We start from the raw sequence: 25912 nt of genomic DNA on the forward strand, positions 1-25912 counted from the left end.
CCAGCGCGACAGGTGATATTGAGCCGAGGCCCATATAACACCAAAGTGGCTTAGGCATAAGTCGCCTACCACCCTCACTAACGCCTCTGTAGACTGCCTCCGACAGCTGGCAAGAGAGTAGCTATCCAAGGTGACGCAAACTGTAAACCTTATAGCACCCATGTTTGGCTTACCAGACGCGTGTTTTAACGCGCGCTTGCCACCGTCATGTAAACCCTCAACCTTCACATGGCTCTACCACTTGCCAACGGCACGCTCGCGGCAGTGTTAAAGGCCACCCAGAGTGCGGAACGCTAGCAATGTCGCTGCTATGGATACCTTTGTTAACCCTGGCTGGCACCTTAGTGCCGCTATTCACCGCCAGCCGCGGACGCGTTATTTGCACGATCGCCACGATCATTGCCCCATTGGCCGCCCTCAGCATTGTCTTCAGCCATTTACCCACTCTGCTAAGTGGCGAGATCGTTACCCAACACTGGACCTGGATGCCATTGCTGGGGCTTGACCTTGCGCTACGCCTTGATGGGCTGACGCTACTTTTTGCGCTACTCATCCTGGGCATAGGTAGTCTTATCATTACCTATGCGGGCTATTACCTTGCCAGTGACGAGAAAGACGGTCGCTTTTTCTCGTTCATGATGCTGTTTATGACAGCTATGCTCGGCATTGTGATGGCCGATAATTTACTGCTGATGTGGCTTTTTTGGGAGCTTACCAGCGTCGCCTCTTTTCTACTGATTGGCTTTTGGGGCCACCTGAGCGATGCCCGCCGTGGGGCCCGCATGGCCCTGACCGTCACTGGCGCCGGCGGGCTAGCGCTGTTAGCGGGCATACTGCTGATTGGTAATGAAGTGGGCAGTTTTGCCATGGCTGATGTATTAGCCGCAGGCGAGCAACTTCGGGCATCTGCACACTACCCCCTCATTATGGCCTTAGTGTTACTCGGTGCATTTACCAAATCAGCACAGTTCCCGTTTCACTTCTGGCTACCCCACGCAATGGCCGCCCCTACCCCGGTGTCAGCCTATTTACACTCTGCCACGATGGTCAAAGCGGGGATTTTTCTGCTCGCCAGACTGCATCCAGCACTGGGCGACACCTCTCTTTGGGCGGTTAGTCTAACACTAGCTGGCCTTGCAACGCTCGTTTATGGCGCATGGTTTGCTTTGTTAGAGCGTGATTTAAAAGGTATTTTAGCGTTCTCAACGGTTAGCCATTTAGGCCTTATCGTATTGCTACTGGGCTTAGATACACCGCTGTCGATTGTGGCTGCCCTTTTTCACATACTTAACCACGCCCTGTTCAAGGCCACACTGTTTATGAGTGTTGGCATTATTGATCACGAGACGGGAACCCGGGATATTCGCCGCCTGGGAGGGCTGTGGTCGCTAATGCCAATTACCGGAACGTTAACCTTAATGGCCGGGGCCGCCATGGCAGGCTTTCCACCATTCAACGGCTTTTTATCTAAAGAAATGCTGCTGACAAAAGCATTGGCGAGTGAGCTTTTCGGTGGCTTAGGAAGCATCATTCCACTACTTGTGCTGTTAGGTGCCACGCTATCGGTCGCTTATTCCCTACGCTTGGTGCACGGTGTTTTCTTCGCCAAGTCCATTGATAACTCCCCTGCAGAGCAAGCCTTACACCCCCATGACCCACCCCAAGGAATGTACCTTCCTGGCCTGATATTAGCGTTTCTATGCCTACTGGTCGGATTACTTCCAATGACCCTTGCCGCGCCACTAATTAATAGCGCTAGCCTTGCGGTTCAAGGTGTCAATAACCCTGTTTTCATTTTTGCACTATGGCATGGATTCAACTTACCGCTAATGATGAGCCTTATTGCCATTGCAGGCGGGGCTCTCTTATTGCGCGAACATAAGCGCCTGGGCCTTCTGGCCAACATCCTGCCTAGCCCAAATGCCAAAGTTGTTTTTGAAAAACTCATTACCCGGATTGTGAAAGCAGCGCTGTGGGTGACGCTACGCCTGGAGAACGGCTCACTACAGCGCTATCAGGCGCTTTTGCTGCTCGCCGCTTTGGCGATGACCGCGCTGGGGCTGAGTAATGTTAGTTCTTTAACGGGCTCTGCAGGCATACAACCTGTCGATGGCTTAGTCATGCTGGGTGCCGCCGTGATGATGCTGGGGGCCATTGGGAGTGCGCTGGCACATCGCTGGAGGCTGGTATCTCTACTAATGCTCTCGGTGGTGGGGTTAACCGTATCGCTAACGTTTATCCGCTTCTCTGCGCCGGACCTCGCGCTCACTCAACTGTCGGTAGAAGTCGCCTCAATGATTTTAATGATCCTGGCGCTGTTTTTTCTACCTCAGCGGCCGCCGCTATGGGTTTCCTCAAGGCGGATAATGCGCGATGTACTGCTCGCAGGCTCATTGGGTCTTATCATTGCCTCGCTAAACTACGCGCTGCTCACCCGTGAGGTAGCGAGCATTTCGGACTTCTTCCTGACCGAAAGTGTTCCCGGCGGTGGCGGCACGAATGTCGTTAACGTGATTCTGGTCGACTTCCGCGGCTTTGATACCCTGGGCGAAATTACGGTACTGACGCTTGCCGGCCTTGCGACTTACAAACTGCTTAACCGCTTACGCTTGTTTAAACCCTCAGGCAATTTAGAAGGGATTCGCTGGTCCAGGCACCGCTATCCTCTGATACTAGATGTGGTGGCACAAATCATCCTGCCCATTGCCCTGCTGGTATCGTTCTATATCTTTCTACGCGGCCATAACCAACCCGGCGGCGGCTTTATTGCGGGTCTAATTACCGCAATTGCGCTGCTGCTGCAATATATTGCCCGGGGCTATGAGTGGACCAGCCAACGCCTTAAAGTCTCTTTCCCTTTTATCTCAGTACTGGGGCTAGCCATTGCTGTTTGCACAGGGCTCGGCAGTTGGCTGTATGGCTATCCTTTTCTCACCTCCTCTTTTGGCTATTTCGATATTCCGCTAATCGGCAAAATTGAATTGGCGACGGCGATGCTATTTGACCTAGGTGTCTACCTAGCAGTAGTGGGCGCAACACTGATGATTTTGGTCAACCTTGGCAGTGTCACGACGGCGCACCGGCCAACACTCCAAACGACCGAGCAGTCGGCATCCAAAGAGGGGAGTAAATAATGGAACTGTTGTTCTCACTGGTCACGGGCGTACTCAGCGCCAGCGGCATCTACCTGCTGCTACGCGGCCGCACCTTCTCTATTATTGTGGGTCTGGTTCTGCTCTCTTATGCGGTCAATTTGTTCCTCTTCTCAACAGGCGGGCTACACACTCACTCTGCGGCGGTCATTGGCGAATCAGCATCTCCTGCCGACCCTCTGCCTCAAGCACTGGTATTAACGGCAATTGTTATTGGCTTTGCCATGACAGCGTTTATTGTCATTCTGGCTATCCGCACGCGGGCAGAACTAGGCAATGACCATGTGGATGGCAAACAGGGTGAAGAAGGAGACACACGCTGATGAGCCAACATTTATTGGTGCTGCCGATTCTTCTCCCCATGGTGACCGCCCTGGGCCTGCTGCTCACCGGGCAAACACCGAGCGCCCTACAGCGTCAAATAAGTATTTGCTCCTCAGCACTTTTGGTGGTGCTTTCCGTCTTTTTGCTGATGCGTGCTAACAGTGATGTCATCAGCGTTTATGCGCTAGGTAACTGGCAGGCCCCCTTTGGCATTGTGCTCGTACTTGATCGCTTATCGGCACTTATGGTGGCGCTAACGGCGGTACTGGCACTGGGCTGTATTGTGTTTGCCAGCGCAGGGGATGACGCACGGGGAAGTAATTTCCACGGAATTTTTCACCTTCAGCTATTAGGGTTAAACGGTGCGTTTCTCACTGGCGACATGTTCAACCTGTTTGTCTTCTTCGAAATTCTATTGCTCGCCTCTTATGCACTGCTAATGCACGGTGGTGGCAAGGCACGAATTGGGGCTGGCCTGCACTACGTGGTACTGAATTTGGTCGGTTCAGCACTATTTTTGATCGCACTGGGCGTGCTGTACGGTATTACCGGCACCCTTAATATGGTCGACATGGGGCGGCGTATTACGCTCATGGAGGGCGACGAAGCGGCATTAGCCAGTGCTGGCGCGCTGCTTCTGGTGGTCGTGTTTAGCCTTAAAGCTGCTATTTTACCGCTCTATTTCTGGCTGCCGGCAACATATGCCTCGGCCCCGGCGCCGGTCGCCGCCCTGTTCGCGATTATGACCAAAGTGGGCCTTTACGCTCTGCTCCGCGTACAAACCCTGGTATTCGCCGACAGCCCTGCTGCCACGCTCATTAATGCATGGCTATGGTGGGGCGGCTTAGCCACACTACTCTTTGCGGCCATTGGTGTGCTGGCGGCCCGGGATATGCGAACGCTGGCGGCTTACCTAGTGCTGGTTTCCGTCGGCACGCTGTTGAGCGGTGCAGGTATGGGGCATGTCCCCGCCAACAACGCCCTCCTCTTCTACTTGGTTCATACCACGCTAATTGCAGGCGCTCTATTTCTGATTGCGGAACTCATTGGCATGCAACGGGGGAAAGCGGGTACTCGCTTGGTGCGTGCCCGCCTACTGCGCCAGCCCGCCCTGATTGGCAGTATGTTTATTATCGGTGCCGTGGCAATTTCCGGTCTGCCCCCGCTAGCGGGCGCACTAGGAAAGCTACTGCTCATGCAGTCCGCTGAAAGCGGCCAGCGGATCTGGCTGTGGCCATTACTATTACTTGCTGGTTTGGCCAGTTTAATTGCGCTTTCCCGAGCAGGCTCGGTATTTTTCTGGGCAAGTTACAAAGGCGCGCCTAACGGTCCTAACATTAGTCGTTTACAATTAACCGGCGTTGCATGGCTACTCATTAGTGCTCCGCTACTGGTCATCTTAGGAGGGCCGGTGAGTCACTACACTCAAGCCACTGCCGAGCAGCTTGCTTCTCCACAGCTGTTTATTGATGCGTTGCTACCTAACGATACAGCGGTTGTTCTCAGCTCAGGAGAATCGCAATGACCAATATCCTGCGTTACTTCCCAGCCCCCATGCTGTCGCTGATCCTTCTGGTTACCTGGCTGTTGATGGTACGTAGCGTTGCCTTTGGCCAAGTGCTGCTCGGTATCGTTCTCGCCATCGGCATTCCGCTGCTCACGCGCCAATTCTGGTTACCCTTTCCACGCGTAAAACACCCTATTAAATTGCTACGCTTTTTCTTCTGTGTGCTTGGCGACATCGTTGTCGCCAACCTGCACGTTAGCCTACTAATACTAAGCCCCAAACGTGAACCCCACCCTGGTTTTGTGGAATACCCGTTGCAAGTAAAAGACCGCTTAGCCATCACACTACTTGCCAATACCATCACCATGACACCCGGCACCGTCTCTACCAATATTCGTCTTGATCAGACGTCATTATTGATTCATGTGCTTGATATGCGAGATGAGCAGCAACTAATAGACGAAATACATCAGCGTTATGAGCGGCCCTTAAAGGAGATTTTTGAATGTTAACCGTGGCTTTATGGATTAGCCTGACGTTCATTGTCCTTGCACTAGCAATGAACGTTTACCGCCTGGTGATTGGCCCTGACATTCCTGACCGACTTTTGGCGCTGGATACCATGTACGTTAATGCGATCGCGTTAATCGTCATTGCCGGTTTATGGTTTAACACTAAAACCTATTTTGAGGCCGCCATGCTAATCGCCTTGCTCGGCTTTATCAGCACTATGGCTATCTGTCGCTATCTACTACGCGGCGACATTATCGAATAACAGCAAGATTGAATAAGGGAACGGGCCATGACGCTTAATCTCATTGCTGAGGCAGCGGTTTCATTACTCCTGGTATTAGGTGGACTATTTGCCTTCGTAGGTTCACTGGGAATGCTGCAATTTAAAGATTTTTTTATGCGGCTACATAGCCCCACCAAAGGCACCACGCTGGGCATTGGCTGCGTGTTAATCGCATCAATGATCTATTTCAGCGTCACTCAACGCGAGCCTCATATTCAGGAATTACTGATCACACTTTTCCTATTTATTACTGCACCCGTCACCGGCCATATGCTAGCCAAAACAGGGCTACACATGCACCTGCGCTTTATTACGGGCACACGGGGCTCATTACCAGAGCTAATGGATGAAGATGTCGGCCAGAGCCGCTTTGCCCGCCCGGCTCGCCCAAAACCTCCCGGCGGGTTAAAAACCCGCCGGGAGCAGCTGCTAAAAAGTCGTGGGCGTTAGGCGTTAGGCAGCCAGCCCTGTAGCTCATTATTGATAACGGCCAGTAATGCCTCTATGTGATCGTCGCGGTCGTTTAGGCAAGAAATATAGCTAAACGTCTCACCGCCTGCTTCCATAAAGCTATCGCGGATCTCCTCTTCAATCTCTTCGAGTGTTTCCACGCAGTCTGACGAGAAAGCAGGTGACATAATCGCAATATGTTTATGCCCCTGCTGGGCCAGTTCAGCCACATGGTTCACTGTCTGTGGCCCCACCCATTTTTCAGGGCCAAACTGGGACTGAAATGCGGTATCCACTTCCTCTTTGCTAAAACCAAGCTTCTCCCGGAGCAAACGCGTGGTTTTCTGGCACTGGCAATGGTAAGGATCGCCTTCCATTAAATAGCGCTCGGGCACACCGTGATAACTAGCCACTAGCTTCGTCGGGCGGGTAGGCAAATCGGCATAGACCTCTTCCACCGAATTGGCCAGCGCCTGTATGTAAGCAGGATGATCGAAATAGGCAGGCACCGTGCGGATATATGGCTGCCACTTCATTTTCATCAGGGTGCGAAATGCTTGGTCGTTAGCCGTTGCGGTGGTCGGAGAGCCGTACTGAGGGTAAAGCGGAAAGAACACAATCCGCTCACAGCCCTTCTCTTTCAGCCGCGTCAACACGCTTTCGGTTGATGGATTGCCATAGCGCATGCAGAAATCAACTTCGACATCGTCACCATAAAGCGCTTTCAAACGCGCCGTCATTTTTTCAGTCTGGGCTCGTGTGGTTGTCAGCAACGGACTTTCGTTCTTTTCATTGTTCCAAATACTTCGGTACGCCTTACCCGACGAGAACGGACGCTTGGTCAAAATAATCAGCTGCAACAGCGGCTGCCATTTCCAGCTGGCATAATCGACGACCCGCTTATCGGAAAGAAATTCATTTAAGTAACGGCGCATTGACCAATAGTCAGTGGCATCCGGGGTTCCCAAGTTCGCTAGCACTACACCCACTTTGGCTCGAGGCACCGGCGGATGATCGCTAGGTGCATGGGCCAAGCGTCCTGTACCCGGCTGATCCTTGACGACATTCTCGGTCATTACACTTGCTCCTGGAAAATAACGTTGGTGCTCAGCACATGTAGAAAGTGCATAAATCCTATCACTTTTCGGCACATCGGCGGCATAAAGTTATACTATCAGCATTATTTGTATAACCCTGGGGCAACTCATGTCTAAGCCTTTGCTTTTGGTACTTGGCGACCAGCTAACGTTTTCACTGGCAACGCTACAGCAAACACCGGCCAATGCGGTAGTAGCCCTGTGCGAAGTCGCCGAGGAAGCGCGCTATGTGCCCCATCATATACACAAAATTGGCCTCTTTTTGGCGGCCATGCGTCACTTTGTCCAGGCACTGCGCGAAAAGGGCTTCCAAGTCCATTACAGCGCACTGGATGATGCTGACAACACTCACGCAATTATCACAGAAGCCGAACGCATTGCCGCCCAATATGGCTGCGACGAGATACGCGTTGCCCGGCCAGGGGAGTGGCGCCTTTGGGAGGCTATGCAACAACGCGGTGATGCAGACCTTCCCTGGCGGCTCTTGGAGGATGATCGTTTTTTCACCACCCCTAATGACTTCCGCCAATGGTCGAGCGGTCGTAAACAGTTACGTTTAGAGTACTTTTACCGCGAACAGCGCAAGCGCACAGGACTATTAATGGAGGGCGATGAACCTGCGGGCGGCAGATGGAATTTCGACCACGACAATCGTCAGCCTATCGATGCATCGCTTGAATTTTCTGCGCTGCCCCAGCATCAACATGATGAACTTACTAAGACCGCGCTAGCCGATGCCCAGCGCCACTTCAGTGAGCATATGAGTTCCATTGAGCAGTTTAATCTACCGGTCACCCGGCGCCAGGCATTGGTCGACCTTAAACACTTTATGCAGCATGGATTGACTCACTTTGGCCGATACCAGGATGCCACCAGCGACGCATCGCCGTTTTTTTACCACTCGCGACGCTCTGCAGCACTGAATATCGGTTTATTGACACCCCATGAAGTGTGCGAGGCCACCGCACAGCGTTACTACACAGGCGATGCGCTAATCAATGCCGTGGAGGGTTTATTCACCAGATACTGGGATGGCGAGGGTATGTTCGGGGGCTCTACTGGACCCAAATGCCAGCTTATAAGGCTGCAAACAAGCTTGGCTTTCAGCGCGACCCAGATGACTATCGACAATAATTACGCCCACCATATTCAGCGGCTAATGGTAACGGGCAATTTCGCTTTGCTGTGTGAGATTAAACCCGAGGCTTTATGTGATTGGTATCTAGCGGTGTACGCCGATGCCAGCGAGTGGGTAGAGCTGCCTAACACGCTGGGCATGGTCCTGCATGCAGGCGGCGGTTTGATAGGCTCCAAGCCCTACTGCGCCTCCGGTAAATATATCGACAAAATGTCTGATCACTGACAACACTGCCGCTATCTCAGCGGCAACATATCGCGCTGGTGAATATTCAAGCCAGTGAATTTAAGCCCAGGAGCATGGCCAAGACTTTGCCGCCATGATGGGGCAACTGCACCTGCGCAACAGCCTAGGAGCGTGGTATATCGGGATGGATGCCAGCCGTGCCCTCTATGCTGTGTTGGGCTACCGGCGGCTGGTGAGATTTTCGTGCTTACCGGGAGTACGCGGCTTAATGAACACCGGTTACCGGTTTTTTGCCCGCCGCCGAATTCGGCTCGGGCAGTGGTGGGAAAAACGTAAGGGGAAGGGCTAGCTGTTGATAGCGCCTTACTTTAAAAGCTAATTTAAAAACTAACTTAAAAAGCTAGCTTAAAAAAACCAGCTTAAAAAACTAGCGGCATACGTGAAGTGAGAGGCTCACTGTAGTGCGCATCACGGCCAATTACTTCATCGTGGGGCACATGCTGGACTAAGTAAGCGCGATGAATACCGGCGCGTTTAAGCTCCATGTAAACATCATCTAGCGAGCGAAACAGCATTGGTTTACCGCGCTGCATGAGCATATGGCGCTCGGCTTCAACGTCTTCTAACTCGATTTGATAAAAACGGCTGCCCGAATGGGTAATCACGCGTATTTCAAAATTGTCGTGACTCGCGACAAACTGTTTTAGATCCTTCAGTTCCATGGTTCCCTCCTATTATTTGTATACATCATCGGGCACAGCATGCCTGTACCCGATGACATTCCTGTTGCCTGATTATTGCAATGTTATGACGATCTCCATCGCCAAAACATTCAACACTTCTACATTTAATAACTAGGAGGGCAACAGTGCAAGAGAGTTCCTGACCAAAGAGTCAACAAACAGTGCTTAACGTTGATATTCAGAAGGGTCGATAGCTTTACCAAGCGAATTACGGTCGATCCAATTACCGCCTTTTGTTTCCTTGTAGCGGAAAACCACCTTATCTCCTACTGCCACAGGAAGCTCGCCATCTTCAGTTTGATAGCTATACTTTTCACCCTCCACAACTAAGTGGTAACGGTAAAGATCGGGCATACCTAGCCACTCTTTAAAAGGTCCTTCGCGCTCTAACGACTGCAACTCACCGCGACCTTCTAGCTTAGGAAGACGCTGCCTATTTCCGCGCCGAAATCCACCTGCCATTTGCTACTCCCGTTATCTACATTTCTGGGTGGGGCATTATACGAGCTTACTCCCCATCCTCAAGTTAATCAGAGACTGCTTAATCACCGAAAGCTTCGCCGTAACTATCCGGAGCCAAATCCTCAAAGCGGGTATATTTACCAATAAACGCCATATGCACCGTACCGATAGGCCCGTTACGTTGCTTACCGATAATTAACTCAGCGATGCCCTGGTTATCGGGGTTATCTGGGTTATAAACCTCATCACGATAAACGAAGGCGATAACATCCGCATCCTGCTCAATCGCTCCAGACTCCCTCAAATCCGACATGACTGGCCGCTTGTTGGGGCGCTGCTCCAAAGAGCGGTTTAGCTGTGAAAGTGCGACCACAGGGCAGTTAAATTCTTTTGCCAACCCTTTTAAGGAGCGCGAGATTTCAGAAATTTCCCCAGTACGGTTTTCATTGAAACCGGGAATCTGCATGAGCTGAAGGTAATCGATCATTACCAGCGCTATGTTGCCATGCTCACGCACGACTCGGCGCAGCCGTGAGCGCATTTCATTAGGTGATAAGGCCGCGGTATCGTCGATAAACAGCTGTTTGTCTTTAAGCAGGTTAACTGCGGAAGTTAAACGCGGCCAATCCTCATCTTCCAACTGACCAGTCCGCACACGGGTTTGATCAATCCTACCCAGCGACGATAGCATCCTCAGCATCAGCGATTCGGCGGGCATCTCCATGGAGAACACCATCACCGGCTTGTCGCTAGAAATAACCGCATGTTCAACCAAGTTCATGGCGAAGGTGGTTTTACCCATTGATGGTCGCCCTGCAATAACCACCATGTCCGAAGGCTGTAGACCCGTGGTCATCTCATCCAGGTCACGGAAACCGGTTGAAAGCCCGGTCATTTCACCTTTGAGGTTAAATAGCTCATCAATGCGATCAACGGCCTTGGTTAACAGCTCACTCATGCCGATAGGACCGCCGGTTTTTGGGCGCTCCTCAGCAATCTGGAAGACTAACCGTTCGGCTTCGTTAAGCAGTTCATCCGCCGGACGCCCTTGAGGGGAAAAGGCACTATCCGCGATTTGGTTAGCAGCGCGAATCAGTTTACGCAGTGTGGCGCGCTCGCGGACGATATCAGCGTAGGCGCGAATATTACTCGCAGAGGGCGTATTACGCGCAAGCTCGGCCAGAAATGCCAAGCCACCCACCGTGTCTAATTGATCCCGTGCTTCGAGGGCTTCGGAGAGCGTTACCACGTCTAATGGCTGAGCAGACTCAGCCAGATGAATCATCACGTTGAACACCAAACGGTGCTCATAACGGTAAAAATCGTCCGCCACCAATCGCTCTGAAACGTTGTCCCAGGCCTGGTTGTCAAGCATCAGCCCGCCCAGTACCGACTGCTCTGCCTCAAGCGAATGCGGCGGCAGCTTTAGCGCTGCCGTTTCCTTATCAGCAGAAGGCTGGTCCTGCATAGCGAGCTCCTTTAAACACAACGGTGTAGCCAGTGAACATGCTTATCTTAGTCACCACTCTTCACTGTGACTACTAGCACTGATTAGACTACCAACACTGATTAATAATGGATGTAGTTAGACGTTGGCTAAAAAAAACTGTGCGGTGGCACAGTTCGCTTTTAGGCAACCCCAGCAATAGCTAATGCCCAGCCAAAACAAAAGGCGCGGGAGGAAACCCGCGCCTTTTGAGGCGTGTTAGCGCAACTAGTTACTTAGCGTATTGACTAGTTACTCTGCGACTACCACTACGCGTACAACGGCATCCACTTCAGCGTGCAAGTGAAGGGCGATGTCGTATTCGCCAGTCTGGCGAATCGGGCCATTCGGCATGCGCACTTCGCTCTTGGCAACGTCGATGCCGGCAGAGGAAATGGCGTCAGCCAAATCACGCGGACCGATAGAACCAAACAACTTACCTTCATCGCCTGCTTTGGAAACCAAAGACAGTTCGATGTCGTTTAGCTGCTCAGCACGCGCTTCGGCTTCAGCCTTACGCTCAGCAGCTTGAGCTTCAAGCTCAGCACGCTGTGCTTCAAACGCTTCGATGTTATCTTTAGTGGCCGGTACGGCTAAGCCGTAAGGCACTAAGTAGTTACGACCATAACCAGGCTTTACAGTGACCTTGTCACCCAGGCCGCCCAGCTTACCAATGTTGTCGAGCAGAATGACTTCCATCTCGTAAACCTCTTGTCAGTTGCTGCGGGCAAGGCGTGCGCGAACGTTCGCGAATGTATCAATCAGCCCCAACAGCAGCACAATGAGAATCGTGGGCCAGGTCGTGATTAGCAGCACATAAAATGCTACCAACCACAGCCCGTTCATCCCCTTTAATCCAATAAACCCGTGCACTAACGCAACGCCAGCAACCAAAAGCGGAACCCAGCCAAGCATGGCTAGTGCGTGAGCACCCAGCACCATGCCTGCCACCCCGATAACTACCAAAATGGCTAGTTCTTTAGGGGTTAAGCGCAATGCATGAAACTCTTCGCGAAAGCCGCCAGGGTTATACAACCCGGCCTGCCAACTTCTCGCGAGTGCTAAACACACTATCGCTGCCAACAGCACTACTAATCCCGTTACACCACCCACCACTAATGCAGCAAGGGTCTGGGTATCGTAGCCCTGATTGGAAAATTCCGTGAGCATGCGATCCACTTCTTCTGAACCTTCACGCAGTTGCTCAAGCATTAGCTCTGTGCCACCTGGCGGTGTGAAGATGCCAAGCTGAACCATCACTGCAGCGACCAATGTCCCTACAATTAACGTTTCACCCCAACGCATCCTCTCGCGCAGAATAACGGCCATCAGCGTTACCAGCAGTACGCTAGCAAGCGGAATAACATCACCCTGAGCCCACCACCAGCCAGCCGGTAGCGCTGCAGCAATAATCACCGGTAGCGCAGGCGCGAAGCCTTTGCGTAGGGTCATCAATGCGGCGATGGCTGCCCCTAACCAGAACAGCCAAGGCACTAGCGTTGCCAGGGCCGCCACGCCTGCAGCGTAAGGCGTACCCCGCATTAGCCATCGGGCTAGTGCCAGCATCACGTTAAACGCTTACTGGTGGCTATCGGAGTAGGGCAGCAACGCCAGATAACGCGAACGCTTAATAGCGGTCGCCAACTGACGCTGATAGCGTGCTTTGGTACCGGTAATACGGCTTGGAACGATCTTGCCGGTTTCGGTGATGTAAGCCTTCAGCGTGTCCAGATCTTTGTAATCGATCTGCTTGATGCCTTCAGCGGTGAAGCGGCAAAACTTACGGCGACGGAAAAAACGTGCCATGGACTAGCTCCTTAAAACGTGCAGTGAATAAAATCAGGCAGTTTCTTCTTCTTCAGCGCGCGGTCTTTCTTCGCGACGCGGACGTTTTTCTTCTGCCGGTTTCATCATCGGGGAAGCTTCAGTAACAGCTTCTTTGCAGCGAACAACTAAGCTGCGGATGATGGCGTCGTTGAAACGGAAGATGTTCTCGATTTCTTCGAGAGTCTCGCCAGAACATTCGACGTTCATCAGCACGTAGTGGGCTTTGTGGATCTTGTTGATCGGGTAAGCCAAGTGACGACGGCCCCAATCTTCTAGACGGTGCACAGTGCCGCTATTTTCAGTAACGATGCTGGTGTAGCGCTCGACCATAGCCGGCACCTGCTCGCTTTGATCCGGGTGGACCATAAACACGATTTCGTAATGACGCATGGGATCTCCTTGCGGTTTGACAGCTTCCTTTGTGTGTTACTGCTAAACGCAGCCAACGACGACAGGGAAGCAAGGAGTTAACTGAAGTGCCCCGCCGCCGCATTCACGGCCACCGGAACATCAAGCAGAACGTTTATTTCAACAACTGTCTTTAACGACAGCTTTTAAACAACAGTTTCAATTACTAATTCTCACAGCTAACGCCCGCTTGCAGACAAACGGGCGCGTGTATCTTAGTAGGACGGCGGTTAACTTGCAAGCTGGCGCTGCCGGACAGCTTCAAACAAACAAATACCGGTAGCAACTGACACATTGAGGCTAGACACCTCCCCCGCCATTGGCAACTTGGCAAGGTTGTCGCATGCTTCGCGAGTTAAGCGACGCATGCCCTTACCTTCCGCCCCCATCACCAACGCGATAGGGCCCGTCATATCTATCTCAAACACGCTGGATTCCGCTTCACCGGCGGTACCGGTTATCCAAACACCAGCATCTTTCAGCTTTGCGAGTGTGCGCGCCAGGTTAGTTACCTGATATACAGGCACTACTTCGGCGGCACCACAGGCAACTTTACGCACCGTGGCATTGAGCGGGGCGGCTTTATCCTTAGCGACAATCACGCCATGCACACCCGCCGCATCCGCACTGCGCAGACAGGCGCCAAAGTTGTGAACATCGGTGACACCGTCAAGAATTAAAAAAAGCGGCGGTGTAGATGACTGCCAAGCGCGCAGCTTGAGCCATAATGACTCTTCACCCTCAGCAACCAACGGCGGGCAAAAAGCCACGACTCCTTGGTGAGCAGCCCCTTGCGTCAATTGATCCAACAGGTCGCGAGGCTGCTCTTTCACACGAGCACCCCGTGACTGCGCCTGGGCGACAACCTCTTTTAAGCGGCTACCTGCCCCCTGCTGAACCCACAATTCACGGGGTGACTCACCTCTATCCAGCAGGCTCTGCAGGGCATGCATACCGTACACTTGATCCAGTCCATCAGGCGTCTTGGGGCCTGCATTCGAACGGCTACGCTGACCTCGCCGAGAGGGTTCCGATTTCATGCTTAGCCCTTATTCGGTGATGGTTTGCGCGGGCCATTGCGCGTACGACGCGGGCCGCGACGAACAGCTGGTTTCTCGCCATTGGATGCCTTATTACCACCGGCTCGGCCACCACTGGCTCTGCCGCCATCGGCTTTGCCAGCGCCGCCTTCACCACCGCGACTTTTTCGCGGCTGACGGCGCGGGCGGGGCTTCTCATCACCCAAGCCAAAGTCGATTTTACGGTCATCCATATCAACGCGGGCAACCTGCACTGTGAGGCCATCGCCCAAGCGATAAGTGGTGCCGGTGCGCTCGCCTTTCAAACGGTGCTTCTCTGCTTCGTAGTGATAATAATCCGAAGGCAGCGAGGTAACGTGTACCAACCCTTCCACGTAGAACTCATCCAAACGAACAAACAAGCCGAACTGAGTAACCGAGGCAATGGTGCCTTCGAACATCTCACCGAGCTTGTCTGACATAAACTCACACTTCAGCCAGCTCTCAACATCGCGAGTCGCCTCATCGGCACGCCGCTCGGTCATTGAGCAGTGTTCGCCCAGCTCAAGCATCTGCTCAAAGGTATACGGGCACCACTTGCTTGGCGGCTCAACCGGCGCACCCTCTACGCGCAGCACCGTATTGGTCTGACGCGGGCCGCGGATTACCGAGCGAATAGCACGGTGCACCAGCAGATCAGGGTAGCGGCGAATCGGCGAGGTGAAGTGGGCGTAGGCTTGATACGCCAACCCAAAGTGACCTTCGTTTTGCGGCGAGTAGACCGCCTGATTCATCGAGCGCAGCATCACTGTCTGAATGATATCGGCATCGGGGCGGTCACTAATCGCCTCGCGCAGCGCCTGGTAATCCTGCGGGGTCGGCATATCACCACCACCCACAGAAAGACCTAGTTCATTCAAGAACAGGCGCAGTTTGTCGAGACGCTCAGGCGTGGGTCGCTCATGGATACGATAGAGCGCAGGCAGATCATGCTTATCTAAGAAGCGCGCAGTCGCCACGTTAGCGGCCAGCATGCACTCCTCGATTAGCTTATGCGCATTGTTGCGGCTGCGCGGTACGATTTTCTCGATCTTGCGCTCATCATTGAAGATGATCGCTGTCTCGGTGGTATCAAAATCGATAGCGCCACGCTCCGTGCGAGCTTCACGTAGCAGGTAGTAAAGTTCTTCCAGGCTCTGCAGCGGCTTCAAAAGATCGCTATGCTCTTCCCGCAGCGCTTTACCCTCTTCACTGTTCTCATCAAGAATCGCAGCAACCTTGTTATAGGTAAGGCGTGCGTGAGAGTTCATCACTGCTTCATAGAAGCGGTAGCGGCTGATCGCGCCAGTTTTCGAGATATTCATCTCGCAAACCAGCACTAGGCGATCTACATGGGGGTTGAGTGAACAAAGCCCGTTAGAGAGCAGCTCAGGCAGCATGGGAACCACTTGGCCGGGGAAGTAGACCGAGTTACCACGGGTACGGCCTTCGTCGTCTAGCGGCGTACCGGGGCGCACGTAATGCGATACATCAGCAATCGCTACCAGCAGCTTCCAGCTTCCAGATTTGGTTTTCCAAGCACACACCGCATCGTCAAAGTCCTTGGCGGACTCGTCATCGATGGTGACCAGCGGCACGTCGCGCAGGTCAACGCGGTGCTGCTTATCATCTTCCAGCACTTCAGCTGAAATACCGCCAATCTGGTCGATGACTTCCGGGGGGAACTCAGCGGGAATATCGTAACTGCGGATCGCAATATCAATTTCCATACCTGGGTCCATGCGCTCACCCAGCACTTCGACCACTTCGCCTACCGGCTGTATACGTGTCGCAGGCTGCTGGACAATTTTGGCAGAGATTACCTGGCCATCCTTAGCGCCACCGCAAGCACTATGTGGAATAATCACTTCCTGAGTGATGCGCGGATTTTCCGGGATCAGTATGCCAAATTCAGGCGTATTGCTACGGTAAACGCCAACAATCGTTTGGGTGTTGCGCGCAATGACATCAGCAATGGTCGCTTCATCACGGCCACGGCGATCGCGACCACTAACGCGAGCCAGTACATGGTCACCGTGAAACACGCGTCGCATTTGGCGCGGCGGTAATACCAGATCAGGCTTTTTGCCATCATCACGCAGCAGAAAACCAAAGCCGTCACGGTGGCCCAGCACTTTACCCTTCACTAGATCAAGCTTATCGATCAGCGCATAGGCACCGCGGCGATCGCGCAGCACTTGGCCATCACGTTCCATGGCTGCCAATCGGCGTCGAACGGCTTCAATTAAATCTTCGTCTTCAAGCCCCAGCATCCGGCTCATATTTTCGTGGGTAATCGGCTTGCCATAGCTCTCTAATGCGGCAAGCAGATACTCTCGGCTCGGCGCTGGATTACCATATTTATGCGCCTCGCGCTCGGCATGCGGATCATCACTTAACGTCCAATACTTCATACGAGCAACATCCTTGAAGGCGTCATTTGCGAGAGGCATAAAAAAAGCGCATACGCATTGCGTTGCGGGCGGGATATTTCAGTATTTTTAAAGCTGAAATGAATACAGTTTTGTTTAGTCATGGAGGCAGTATAGCGCTGCACGTTCATTCACCCAACCGTCTTGAACGCAGTTTATACAATTTGCTTTATAAAAAGCGCGCTCAAGGTCTTGCATTTAACTAACACCCCGGTATTATACGCGCCACTTGCCCAGATGGCGGAATTGGTAGACGCGCTAGCTTCAGGTGCTAGTGTCCGTATGGACGTGGAGGTTCAAGTCCTCTTCTGGGCACCAAGTTACATCATGTTATCCCCTTTCCATGATGTATTTAGGTGCGACTGCAAGTAATGGCAGTAAGCGTAATAGCAGTAAGTTTGTGTTCGCCCAGGTGGCGGAATTGGTAGACGCGCTAGCTTCAGGTGCTAGTGTCTGTATGGACGTGGAGGTTCAAGTCCTCTCCTGGGCACCATACGAACACAAACAAAGATTATGTTAGCTATAAATGATGCGCCCAGGTGGCGGAATTGGTAGACGCGCTAGCTTCAGGTGCTAGTGTCCGTATGGACGTGGAGGTTCAAGTCCTCTCCTGGGCACCACTCAGTGGTACCCGTCCGCATCATTATCACCCTTCTTATATACATTATTGAAAACGCCCACGACGACGTGCGACTTCTTCAAGCGCCCAACCCTGTGTGCGCAACTCCCCTTCTAATACAGCTTCCACTTCAGCGGTTAAGTCTGGAAAGAAGTTAAGCCCCGTGCGCGCTTCTATTTCATCAATGGTCACCAAGTAATCATCAAGCGGCTCATTACCACGCACTTCTTGGGGCATAATAAATGCCAGCGCTAATGGCGCGTCACTGTGTGGCGCTACAATAATTTTATAAAACGCTTCTGGGACTTCAACCAAGCCAACACGGTTAAATACGTTATCCATAAAACGTTCTGGAAATACCGGCCCAGTAATAACCTGTAAACGATCAAAACGCGGCGCGAAATGATCCATCACCGCTTCTTCTAAACGCTGCCATAGCTGACGATTTAGCTCGGGCCGTTGAGGGGTCATATTGCTCATCAAAAAAGTATCTACTTGGGCACTGCGCCCATGCACAGCGGCAATCGCGTAATTGGGTGCCATATGCCCACGATCATAACCACTACCCGCATAGCTATCGGTGCCAACAGGCCAAAGCGTTCGCCAGTCTGCTTGAAAGTTAGGCCGGGAACCAATTCGGGTTTCATCAGGCACCGCTTCAACCTGATAGCTGACCCATAGCGGATTCACTCGCACATCCGACCAGCCAACTAGAAAGCCATCATTACGCAGAACACGATGAAAGGTGGTGGGATGAAAGCTATCCCATGTCGGCACACCCATCCAGGTATACGCATCTTTATGCTGGCGCTCTTGAAACTCCCAAAGACCGGTACCGGCAACAACAAACAGCAAAACAATACCAAAGCGTCGACCCTGCCGACGCCAGCGTGAAACCGATTTCCCCAACAGATTTACTCCCAGGCTAGCGCTTATAAGCACTTATCATTTTATATGCCGCATGTGTTGATAGGTCTAATTCAAACTACCAACCTAGTGAAAACATGGTTTCTAAATCGTGCCGAGAGTGAACCTGCATGGCATTAAGCGTTTCGGTATCACTAATCCCTTCCACCGCATTCAAACGTTCGGTAACAAGCTCAGCCAAACTTTCAAAATCACGGGTGCGGGCAATAGCAACCAAGTCGTAACGCCCACAGGTTGAGTAAACTTCACTAATACCTTCTACATCGGCAAGGCGCTCTGCCACCGCCTTCACTTGACCTTTATCGGTATTGATTAATATGACTGCGTTTTGCATGGCCCGCCTCTCACGTTAGAATAGTAACAATCCAAAAATGCTTGTCAGAGTATACCAGCGACCAGGAAGTAGACGCAGCTTCAGCATCAGCGTGACCAATTGTCGCTATACTTGCGGGATGATTCGCACAACCTTTGTACATCCGCTAGCATGTAGCTAAGAACTCCGTCTTGCAGGTTTCTGCGGAGCATTAAGAGGTGGTCAACCACCCGATAACCGTGACCAAACGTCAAACCGTGACGATAAGGAGAAATCATGGCTAATAAGAGCCGTCGTGACTTCATGCGCAATAGCGTGTTGGGCCTTGCCGCCCTTCCACTTGGCGCGGGCATTCTTTCTAAGACTGCCTTTGCTCAAGAGCTACCGCGTCTTGACCCATCCGCAAGCAATGCTCAAGCCCTTAACTACGTAGAAGACGCCAGTGAAGCTAGCGACCACCCTGCGTATGAAGATGGCGAACGCTGCGATAACTGCATGTTCTGGGTTGCCGACAAAGAAGGCTGCCAGCTGTTCCCAGAGAACAGCGTTGAGCCCGGTGGCTGGTGCCAATCCTGGACCGCTCAAGCATAAGCGCCAAGCGTTCAAAGCCTAACGCTAGAGAAGCAAAAATGCCGCTACCCCGCCACTGTGCGGGGTAGTTGTTTTTAGCAAGTATAGAAATACTAGCAGGTATAACACCTAGGGAGTGCTAGTCTCGTCCTCTACAGGCCAATGATAGCGCCTGGTAACTCGCCCCTCATCAAGAGAAACCAAGTGAACCGGGAACCCCCAGAGCTGCTGCAAATGTCGAATGACAGGATAAACGCTGCGGCCTAACGGACGGCGGCTATCCTGCACGTGATGAAGGGTCAACGAGCGATCGCCGCGAATTGCAGCTTCAACCACCTGAATATTGGGCTCACGAACGGAGAGCGCATACTGGGTTGCAAGCGCCTCACGCACCCGACGGTAGCCTTGCTCATTATGGATCGCGGCAACTTCCAAGGTATCAACCTGATCATCGTCCACGATTAAAAACAGTTTAAGGTCGCGCATTACCTTCGGCGATAGAAACTGCTGAATAAACGATTCATCTTTGAAATTGCGCATCGCAAACTCTAGCGTTTCCCGCCAGGGCGTGCCGGCTATATCAGGAAACCACTCGTGATCCTCAGCGGTCGGGGCATCGCACATCCGCTTAATATCCATAAAGATAGCGAAGCCCAACGCATAGGGGTTAATTCCACTAAAGTGGGGGCTATCAAAGCCTGGCTGGTTAATCACCGCGGCATGGGACTGTAAAAATTCAAGCATCAGCCCCTCATCGACATTGCCATCGTCGTAGAGTCGGTTCATCAGCGTGTAGTGCCAGAAACACGCCCAGCCCTCGTTCATGACCTGGGTTTGCCGCTGAGGGTAAAAATATTGGGCAAGCTTGCGCACAATGCGCACAATCTCGCGCTGCCATGGTGCCAGCAGCGGTGCATTTTTCTCAATGAAGTAGAGCAGGTTCTCCTGGGGCTCAGAAGGATAAAGACCACCGCTATGTAAACCTAAGGGGTCATCATCGCTATGCAGATTGCCCGGCAAGGGTGAAATCCCAGCGGGAGCTTCAGGAATGGTACGCCAGAGCATATTAACTTGGGTCTGTAGGTAGGCTTCCCGCTCATCCTGGCGCTTCGCCTCCTCTTCAGCTGAAATCGGTGAAGGGCGCTTATAGCGGTCAACACCATAGTTTTGCAGTGCGTGGCAGGCGTCCAATAATTGCTCAACCGCCTGTACGCCGTGCCGCTCTTCACACTGGACAATATATTTACGAGCGAACACTAAATAATCAACGATAGATGAGGCGTCGGTCCAAGTACGAAACAGATAGTTGCCCTTAAAGAAGGAATTGTGGCCATAGCAGGCGTGTGCCATGACCAACACCTGCATCATCAGCGTATTCTCCTCCATCAGGTAGGCAATGCAGGGATCAGAGTTGATAACCAGCTCATAGGCCAAGCCCATTTGGCCGCGCTTGTAGGCACCTTCTACGGCTAGAAATTGCTTGCCAAACGACCAGTGGTGGTAACCTACAGGCATACCTACGCTTGCGTAGGCATCCATCATTTGTTCAGTAGTAATCACTTCTATCTGATTAGGATAGGTATCCAACCGATACTGATCAGCCAACCTTGCCAGCTCCGTATCGAAACGCTCCAGCATGCTGAAGTTCCAGTCGGAGCCGGTGGCAATCGGCTTGCGCTTGCGGGATACACTCATAGCCCACTCCTCATCAGGCGGTCACTCGCCTCTATAAAAGATCACTGGGACTGGCTTAAGCGGCGCTTAAACAGCTCACGAAAGACCGGATAAATATCACCAGCTTCAACAATTTGTCGCATCGCAAAACGTTCGGGAAACTGCTTCACTACACTCTCGTACTCATGCCATAGCGATTGATGGTCGTGGGGGGTAATTTCAACGTAAGCGTAATACTGCAGCTGTGGCATTAGCTGCTTGACCAGCAGATCGCGACAGATATTCGAATCATCGTCCCAATTGTCGCCATCAGACGCCTGGGCCACATAGAGATTCCATTGGCCCACGGGGTAGCGCTTTTGAATGATTTTATTTACCAGGTTCAGCGCGCTGGAGACAATCGTGCCCCCCGTTTCCCGTGAATAGAAAAACTCTTCCTCCGTCACTTCACGGGCAGCTGTATGGTGGCGCACAAACACCAGTTCGACTTTCTCGTAGTGCTTTTCTAAAAACAGATACAGCAGCAGGAAAAAGCGCTTGGCGATATCTTTATGGTTTTGGGTCATGGAGCCAGACACGTCCATGACACAAAACATGACCGCTTGGTTAGAGGGCTGTGGCTGGGCGCTCAACTGGTGGTAGCGTAAATCGTAGGTATCAATGAAGGGCACGCCCGCGATGCGCTTCTCCAAGCGCTCAATTTCGGCTTTCAGCTCATTGATACGGGTAGGGTTGCGCAGCACCTGGTCTTTACGCTCTTCGGCCTCAAGTGCTTCGATGGCCTCTTTAAGCGCCCGCTTGATGGGCGCGCGCATGGCAATTCGCCGCGCGTAGGCTTCCCGCATTGAACGGGTAATGCTAATACGAGAAGGAACGCCATCGCGTGAAAGGCCTGCTCGCACCATTTTGACCTCTTCCAACGACTTCAGTGGCTTGCGCTGCAAATGGGGCAGTTCTAAACCATCAAAGACAAACTCTAAAAACTCCTCTCGGCTAAGCGTAAAGGCAAACTCATCGATACCTTCGCCTTGATTAGAGGCGCCACCCTCACCACCGCCACTGCCGCCGCCCTGCCCGCTGGGGCGGCGGATTTTATCGCCGGCAACAAACTCCTTGTTACCAGGAGAAACAACGTTACGCGCGCCACCTGGGCCGTGCTGGAAGACCGGCTCCGAGATATCTTTCGCAGGAATCGATATTTTCTCCCCACGCTCCATGTCGGTGATTGAACGGCGGTTAACGGCCTCTTCAACCGAGCGTTTAATATGCTTACGGTAGCGCTCCAAAAAGCGCTGCCGGTTCACCGCGCTTTTATGCTTTGCGTTCGGCCTTCGATCAATAAAGTAGGTCATACGACCTCCTTAGACGCTCATCTTTACGCCACCCATTACTGGGACTTACGCACCCGCAAATACCACTCGGAAAGTAGCCGTACCTGTTTCTCGGTGTAGCCGCGCTCGACCATGCGTGCCACAAAATCTTCATGTTTTTTCTGGTCGGATCTAGAGGCCTTGGCATTGAACGAAATAACCGGCAGAAGCTCTTCGGTGTTAGCGAACATTTTGTGCTCGATCACTCCTTTCAACTTCTCGTAAGACTGCCAGCTGGGGTTCATGCCGTTATTTTGCGCCCGCGCCCGCAAAACAAAGTTGACCACTTCATGACGGAAATCTTTGGGGTTCGAAATGCCCGCTGGTTTCTCGATTTTTTCTAGCTCTTCATTGAGTGATTGACGGTTTAACAGCTCGCCGGTTTCGTGATCACGGTACTCCTGATCCTGAATCCAGAAATCAGCGTAGGTTACATAGCGATCAAAAATATTTTGGCCATACTCGCTGTAGGATTCGAGATACGCGGTTTGGATCTCTTTACCAATAAAGTCCACATAACGGGGCGCCATGAACTCTTTAATAAAACCTAAGTAGCGCTCAAACACTTCCGACGGCAGCTGTTCACGCTCCAGCGCCTGCTCTAATACGTAGAGTAGGTGCACCGGGTTAGCGGCCACTTCAGTACTGTCAAAGTTGAACACCTTAGAGAGAATCTTAAACGCGAAGCGCGTCGACAGCCCCTGCATGCCCTCATCCACCCCAGCCGCATCACGATACTCTTGTATCGACTTAGCACGAGGATCGGTGTCTTTCAGATTTTCACCGTCATACACGCGCATTTTAGAGTAGATATTGGAGTTTTCTGGCGCTTTCAGTCGTGACAACACGGAGAACTGCGCCAGCATACGCATTGTGTCCGGCGCACAAGGGGCAGCGTTAAGCGAAGAGTCTTCGAGTAGTTTCTGATAGATTTTAATCTCTTCAGACACGCGCAGACAGTAAGGCACCTTGACGATATAGACCCGGTCAAGAAACGCTTCGTTGTTGCGGTTATTGCGAAATGCCTGCCATTCGGACTCGTTTGAGTGGGCTAGTATTACGCCATCAAAGGGGATTGCTCCCATGCCTTCTGTCGGGTTGTAGTTGCCTTCCTGCGTTGCGGTTAATAGCGGATGCAGCACCTTAATAGGCGCCTTAAACATCTCCACAAACTCCATCAACCCCTGGTTAGCACGGCACAGGCCGCCGGAGAAGCTGTAGGCATCCGGGTCATCCTGGGAGTAGAGCTCTAACTGGCGAATATCGACTTTACCCACCAGTGATGAAATATCCTGATTATTTTCATCGCCTGGTTCAGTTTTGGAGATAGCGATTTGGTTCAGCCGTGAGGGGTACAAACGCACCACGCGGAACTGAGAGATATCACCGCCGTACTCTTTCAACCGTTTCGCCGCCCAGGGAGACATTACGCTGCGTAAGTAGCGTGGCGGAATACCAAACTCTTTCTCCAGTAGCTCACCATCCTCCTCAGGTGAGAACAAACCAAGCGGTGATTCGTAAACCGGCGATCCCTTAATGGCATAAAACGGAATACGCTCCATCAGCAGCTTAAGACGCTCAGCGAGTGATGATTTACCACCACCCACCGGGCCAAGCAAATAGAGGATTTGTTTGCGTTCTTCAAGCCCTTGAGCAGCATGGCGGAAGTAGGAGACGATCTGCTCGATCGCCTCTTCCATGCCGTGAAACTCTGCAAAGGCAGGATAACGGCGGATCACTTTGTTGGAAAAAATACGCGAAAGGCGCGCATCTTTTGCCGTATCCACTACCTCCGGCTCGCCTATCGCTTCCAACATACGCTCGGCAGCACTGGCATAAACCTTTGGTTCACGACGGCACAAAGCCAAATACTCCTCTAGGCTCATATCTTCTTGCTGAACGCGGGAAAAACGGTCTTGAACGTGATCAAAGATGCTCATGGAACTCTCCTGTGGCCCATCCCCAGGCAGTCACCGCAAAGCCAAATGTTTCGCAACGGTGTGCCAAACGAGGTGTCGCTTTTTTAGCGTAGTCAGCATTAGCAAAAAGTGATGACTAAAACCTTCAACGCAGCAGCGATATTAGTAAGAGAATTATTCAAGCGAATAGTTGCGTTGACCAAAACAACATATGTGAGGAGAGCGTGTTAACGCAGCACACCGCTGCAGGAGAGCAGCGGCGTGAACGGTTGGAAGGTAGCGAACAGCAGCAAAAAAGTGATTAACGGTTGGATTTAACGCTCAAGTACTGAGCGAATATCGGTCAATAGCTCGTCCAACAGTTCAACGGTAGTATTCCAAGCACATACAAAACGAGCACCACCAGCGCCAATAAAGGTATAGAAGGTCCAACCTTTGGCTTTCAACGCTTCAATGGCAGAGGGGGGCAATTCAACAAAAACGCTGTTGGCCTGGGTAGGAAACATTAGTGACACGCCGGGTAGTGCCTGTAGGCCTTCCGATAAATAGCGTGCCATGGTATTTGCATGCTGTGCATTCGTTAACCAGGCGCCGCTTTCTAATAGCCCTAACCAGGGGGCTGAAACGAAGCGCATTTTCGAGGCTAGCTGACCTGCTTGTTTACAGCGGTAAGAGAAATCTTCGGCCAGTTCACGATTAAAAAACAGAATTGCTTCGCCAAACGCTAAGCCATTTTTGGTACCCGAAAAGCACAGTGCATCAACGCCCACCTGCCAGGTGAGCTCTGCCGGTGAGGCATTAAGGCTGGCACAGGCGTTAGCAAACCGTGCGCCATCCATATGCAGACGCAAGTCATGTTTGTCGGCAATGGCGCGAATGGCCATTAGCTCTTCGCGGGAGTAGAGCGTGCCCACTTCGGTCGCTTGGGTGAGCGAGACTACTTTAGGCTTGGGGTAATGGATGTCGCTGCGCTTAGTGACCAGCGCTTCAATACCTTCCGGCGTCAGCTTGCCATTGGCACCCGGTGAGGTAAGCAGCTTCGCACCGTTAGAGAAAAATTCAGGGCCACCGCACTCATCGGTTTCGATATGCGCCAGCTCATGACAAATAACGCTGTGGTAGCTACGCCCCATCGCCGAAAGCGCCAGTGAATTAGCGGCAGTGCCGTTGAAAACAAAGAAAACGTCGCAGTCATAATCAAACATCTCACGGAAGCGATCCGCTGCACGGGCCGTCCAGATATCATTACCGTAAGCCAAATCATCGCTGCGATTGGCTTCAAGCAGATATTCCATCGCCTCCGGGCAGATACCGGAGGTGTTATCACTGGCTAAAAAACGCGGGCTACACTCCGAGGTCATGACGGTTGTCCTTATATCTGGCGATCTTACGGCGCAAGCTGGGTGCCACTTGCGCCTTTAACACCTAGCTACGCTTAATAGCTAGGCTGACCA

At 52.2% G+C, this 25912-nt stretch carries 24 protein-coding genes, 3 tRNA genes and 1 pseudogene; 12 read left to right on the top strand and 16 right to left on the bottom strand.

All coding sequences use genetic code 11. The annotated features are described in order from the left end of the window. The first annotated feature begins 299 nt into the window (after window positions 1-299). The 6 genes from ACQKE4_RS07305 to ACQKE4_RS07330 are packed head-to-tail and all read left to right on the top strand — an operon-like array spanning window position 300 to window position 6229. Entirely contained in the window at window positions 300-3134 is a 2835-nt protein-coding gene (locus ACQKE4_RS07305; RefSeq protein WP_427387586.1) for a monovalent cation/H+ antiporter subunit A, read from the top strand. After that, window positions 3134-3475, top strand: coding sequence for a Na+/H+ antiporter subunit C (locus ACQKE4_RS07310; protein ID WP_427387587.1), 342 nt, complete (start codon window positions 3134-3136; stop codon window positions 3473-3475). The genes ACQKE4_RS07305 and ACQKE4_RS07310 overlap by 1 nt, the downstream gene beginning before the upstream one ends. After that, window positions 3475-5001 (top strand): monovalent cation/H+ antiporter subunit D, encoded by a 1527-nt coding sequence (locus ACQKE4_RS07315; protein ID WP_427387588.1) that lies wholly within the window; start codon window positions 3475-3477, stop codon window positions 4999-5001. The genes ACQKE4_RS07310 and ACQKE4_RS07315 overlap by 1 nt, the downstream gene beginning before the upstream one ends. After that, the gene (locus ACQKE4_RS07320; protein ID WP_427387589.1) at window positions 4998-5495 is read left to right on the top strand and encodes a Na+/H+ antiporter subunit E; all 498 of its coding nucleotides are present in this window, start codon (window positions 4998-5000) and stop codon (window positions 5493-5495) included. Before ACQKE4_RS07315 ends, ACQKE4_RS07320 begins: the two co-directional genes overlap by 4 nt. Next, a complete protein-coding gene (locus tag ACQKE4_RS07325; RefSeq protein ID WP_290832945.1) occupies window positions 5489-5758 on the top strand; it encodes a K+/H+ antiporter subunit F in 270 nt (89 codons plus the stop codon). The genes ACQKE4_RS07320 and ACQKE4_RS07325 overlap by 7 nt, the downstream gene beginning before the upstream one ends. 27 nt (window positions 5759-5785) lie before the next feature. After that, on the top strand, window positions 5786-6229 hold the full coding sequence (locus ACQKE4_RS07330) for a Na+/H+ antiporter subunit G (protein ID WP_427387590.1): 444 nt from the start codon (window positions 5786-5788) through the stop codon (window positions 6227-6229). Here ACQKE4_RS07330 and hemH read toward each other — a convergent pair. Beyond that, complete coding sequence (gene hemH / locus ACQKE4_RS07335; RefSeq protein ID WP_427387591.1) at window positions 6226-7305, bottom strand: ferrochelatase; 1080 nt, start codon at window positions 7303-7305, stop codon at window positions 6226-6228. The genes ACQKE4_RS07330 and hemH overlap by 4 nt on opposite strands. A gap of 130 nt (window positions 7306-7435) precedes the next feature. Between hemH and ACQKE4_RS07340 the strand changes: the two are divergent. Together ACQKE4_RS07340 and ACQKE4_RS07345 are read left to right on the top strand one after the other, a co-directional pair. Beyond that, window positions 7436-8686, top strand: a pseudogene (locus ACQKE4_RS07340) (cryptochrome/photolyase family protein); the annotation flags it as partial. Window positions 8687-8786: 100 nt separating this feature from the next. Continuing rightward, window positions 8787-8999, top strand: coding sequence for a DCC1-like thiol-disulfide oxidoreductase family protein (locus ACQKE4_RS07345; protein WP_427387659.1), 213 nt, complete (start codon window positions 8787-8789; stop codon window positions 8997-8999). Between the two features lie 70 nt (window positions 9000-9069). On the opposite strand, the gene ACQKE4_RS07350 is transcribed toward ACQKE4_RS07345, so the two are convergent. The 9 genes from ACQKE4_RS07350 to rnr all read right to left on the bottom strand — a co-directional run bounded on the left by ACQKE4_RS07350 (window position 9070) and on the right by rnr (window position 17048). Further along, window positions 9070-9372, bottom strand: coding sequence for a DUF6482 family protein (locus ACQKE4_RS07350; protein ID WP_290832935.1), 303 nt, complete (start codon window positions 9370-9372; stop codon window positions 9070-9072). A 186-nt stretch (window positions 9373-9558) separates the two neighbouring features. After that, entirely contained in the window at window positions 9559-9855 is a 297-nt protein-coding gene (locus tag ACQKE4_RS07355; RefSeq protein ID WP_427387592.1) for a hypothetical protein, read from the bottom strand. Between the two features lie 79 nt (window positions 9856-9934). Next, window positions 9935-11323: a replicative DNA helicase gene (dnaB, locus tag ACQKE4_RS07360; RefSeq protein ID WP_427387593.1), complete on the bottom strand. Its 1389-nt coding sequence runs from the start codon at window positions 11321-11323 to the stop codon at window positions 9935-9937. 270 nt (window positions 11324-11593) lie between these two features. Next, the gene (rplI, locus tag ACQKE4_RS07365; RefSeq protein ID WP_133730184.1) at window positions 11594-12040 is read right to left on the bottom strand and encodes a 50S ribosomal protein L9; all 447 of its coding nucleotides are present in this window, start codon (window positions 12038-12040) and stop codon (window positions 11594-11596) included. 15 nt (window positions 12041-12055) lie between these two features. Next, the gene (locus ACQKE4_RS07370; RefSeq protein ID WP_427387660.1) at window positions 12056-12907 is read right to left on the bottom strand and encodes a hypothetical protein; all 852 of its coding nucleotides are present in this window, start codon (window positions 12905-12907) and stop codon (window positions 12056-12058) included. Window positions 12908-12919: 12 nt separating this feature from the next. After that, the gene (rpsR, locus tag ACQKE4_RS07375) at window positions 12920-13147 is read right to left on the bottom strand and encodes a 30S ribosomal protein S18 (protein WP_008958980.1); all 228 of its coding nucleotides are present in this window, start codon (window positions 13145-13147) and stop codon (window positions 12920-12922) included. Window positions 13148-13180: 33 nt separating this feature from the next. Continuing rightward, window positions 13181-13558 (bottom strand): 30S ribosomal protein S6, encoded by a 378-nt coding sequence (gene rpsF / locus ACQKE4_RS07380; protein WP_290832926.1) that lies wholly within the window; start codon window positions 13556-13558, stop codon window positions 13181-13183. Between the two features lie 248 nt (window positions 13559-13806). After that, window positions 13807-14616, bottom strand: coding sequence for a 23S rRNA (guanosine(2251)-2'-O)-methyltransferase RlmB (gene rlmB, locus ACQKE4_RS07385; RefSeq protein WP_427387594.1), 810 nt, complete (start codon window positions 14614-14616; stop codon window positions 13807-13809). A gap of 2 nt (window positions 14617-14618) precedes the next feature. Beyond that, window positions 14619-17048, bottom strand: a complete 2430-nt coding sequence (gene rnr / locus ACQKE4_RS07390; protein ID WP_427387595.1) for a ribonuclease R — start codon at window positions 17046-17048, stop codon at window positions 14619-14621. Between the two features lie 249 nt (window positions 17049-17297). On the opposite strand from rnr, the gene ACQKE4_RS07395 reads away from it, so the two are divergent. From ACQKE4_RS07395 to ACQKE4_RS07405, 3 genes are all read left to right on the top strand, one after another. Beyond that, window positions 17298-17384 (top strand) — tRNA-Leu (locus ACQKE4_RS07395). A gap of 88 nt (window positions 17385-17472) precedes the next feature. Beyond that, window positions 17473-17559 (top strand) — tRNA-Leu (locus ACQKE4_RS07400). Between the two features lie 40 nt (window positions 17560-17599). Beyond that, window positions 17600-17686 (top strand) — tRNA-Leu (locus ACQKE4_RS07405). A 44-nt stretch (window positions 17687-17730) separates the two neighbouring features. Here the strand turns inward: ACQKE4_RS07405 and ACQKE4_RS07410 are convergent. Further along, complete coding sequence (locus ACQKE4_RS07410; RefSeq protein WP_427387596.1) at window positions 17731-18594, bottom strand: DNA/RNA non-specific endonuclease; 864 nt, start codon at window positions 18592-18594, stop codon at window positions 17731-17733. A gap of 76 nt (window positions 18595-18670) precedes the next feature. After that, window positions 18671-18946, bottom strand: coding sequence for an Lrp/AsnC family transcriptional regulator (locus ACQKE4_RS07415; RefSeq protein WP_008958975.1), 276 nt, complete (start codon window positions 18944-18946; stop codon window positions 18671-18673). Window positions 18947-19201: 255 nt separating this feature from the next. On the opposite strand from ACQKE4_RS07415, the gene ACQKE4_RS07420 reads away from it, so the two are divergent. After that, window positions 19202-19516, top strand: a complete 315-nt coding sequence (locus ACQKE4_RS07420; RefSeq protein ID WP_427387597.1) for a high-potential iron-sulfur protein — start codon at window positions 19202-19204, stop codon at window positions 19514-19516. A gap of 108 nt (window positions 19517-19624) precedes the next feature. On the opposite strand, the gene ACQKE4_RS07425 is transcribed toward ACQKE4_RS07420, so the two are convergent. From ACQKE4_RS07425 to ACQKE4_RS07440, 4 genes are all read right to left on the bottom strand, one after another. After that, on the bottom strand, window positions 19625-21190 hold the full coding sequence (locus ACQKE4_RS07425; protein ID WP_427387598.1) for a SpoVR family protein: 1566 nt from the start codon (window positions 21188-21190) through the stop codon (window positions 19625-19627). Window positions 21191-21231: 41 nt separating this feature from the next. After that, a complete protein-coding gene (locus tag ACQKE4_RS07430) occupies window positions 21232-22521 on the bottom strand; it encodes a YeaH/YhbH family protein (protein ID WP_427387599.1) in 1290 nt (429 codons plus the stop codon). A 35-nt stretch (window positions 22522-22556) separates the two neighbouring features. Next, window positions 22557-24479, bottom strand: coding sequence for a PrkA family serine protein kinase (locus ACQKE4_RS07435; protein WP_427387600.1), 1923 nt, complete (start codon window positions 24477-24479; stop codon window positions 22557-22559). Window positions 24480-24772: 293 nt separating this feature from the next. Further along, on the bottom strand, window positions 24773-25819 hold the full coding sequence (locus ACQKE4_RS07440; protein ID WP_427387601.1) for a threonine aldolase family protein: 1047 nt from the start codon (window positions 25817-25819) through the stop codon (window positions 24773-24775). Between the last annotated feature and the right edge of the window lie 93 nt (window positions 25820-25912).

Source organism: Halomonas sp. NPDC076908, from assembly GCF_050269715.1.
Classification (GTDB): Bacteria; Pseudomonadota; Gammaproteobacteria; order Pseudomonadales; family Halomonadaceae; genus Vreelandella.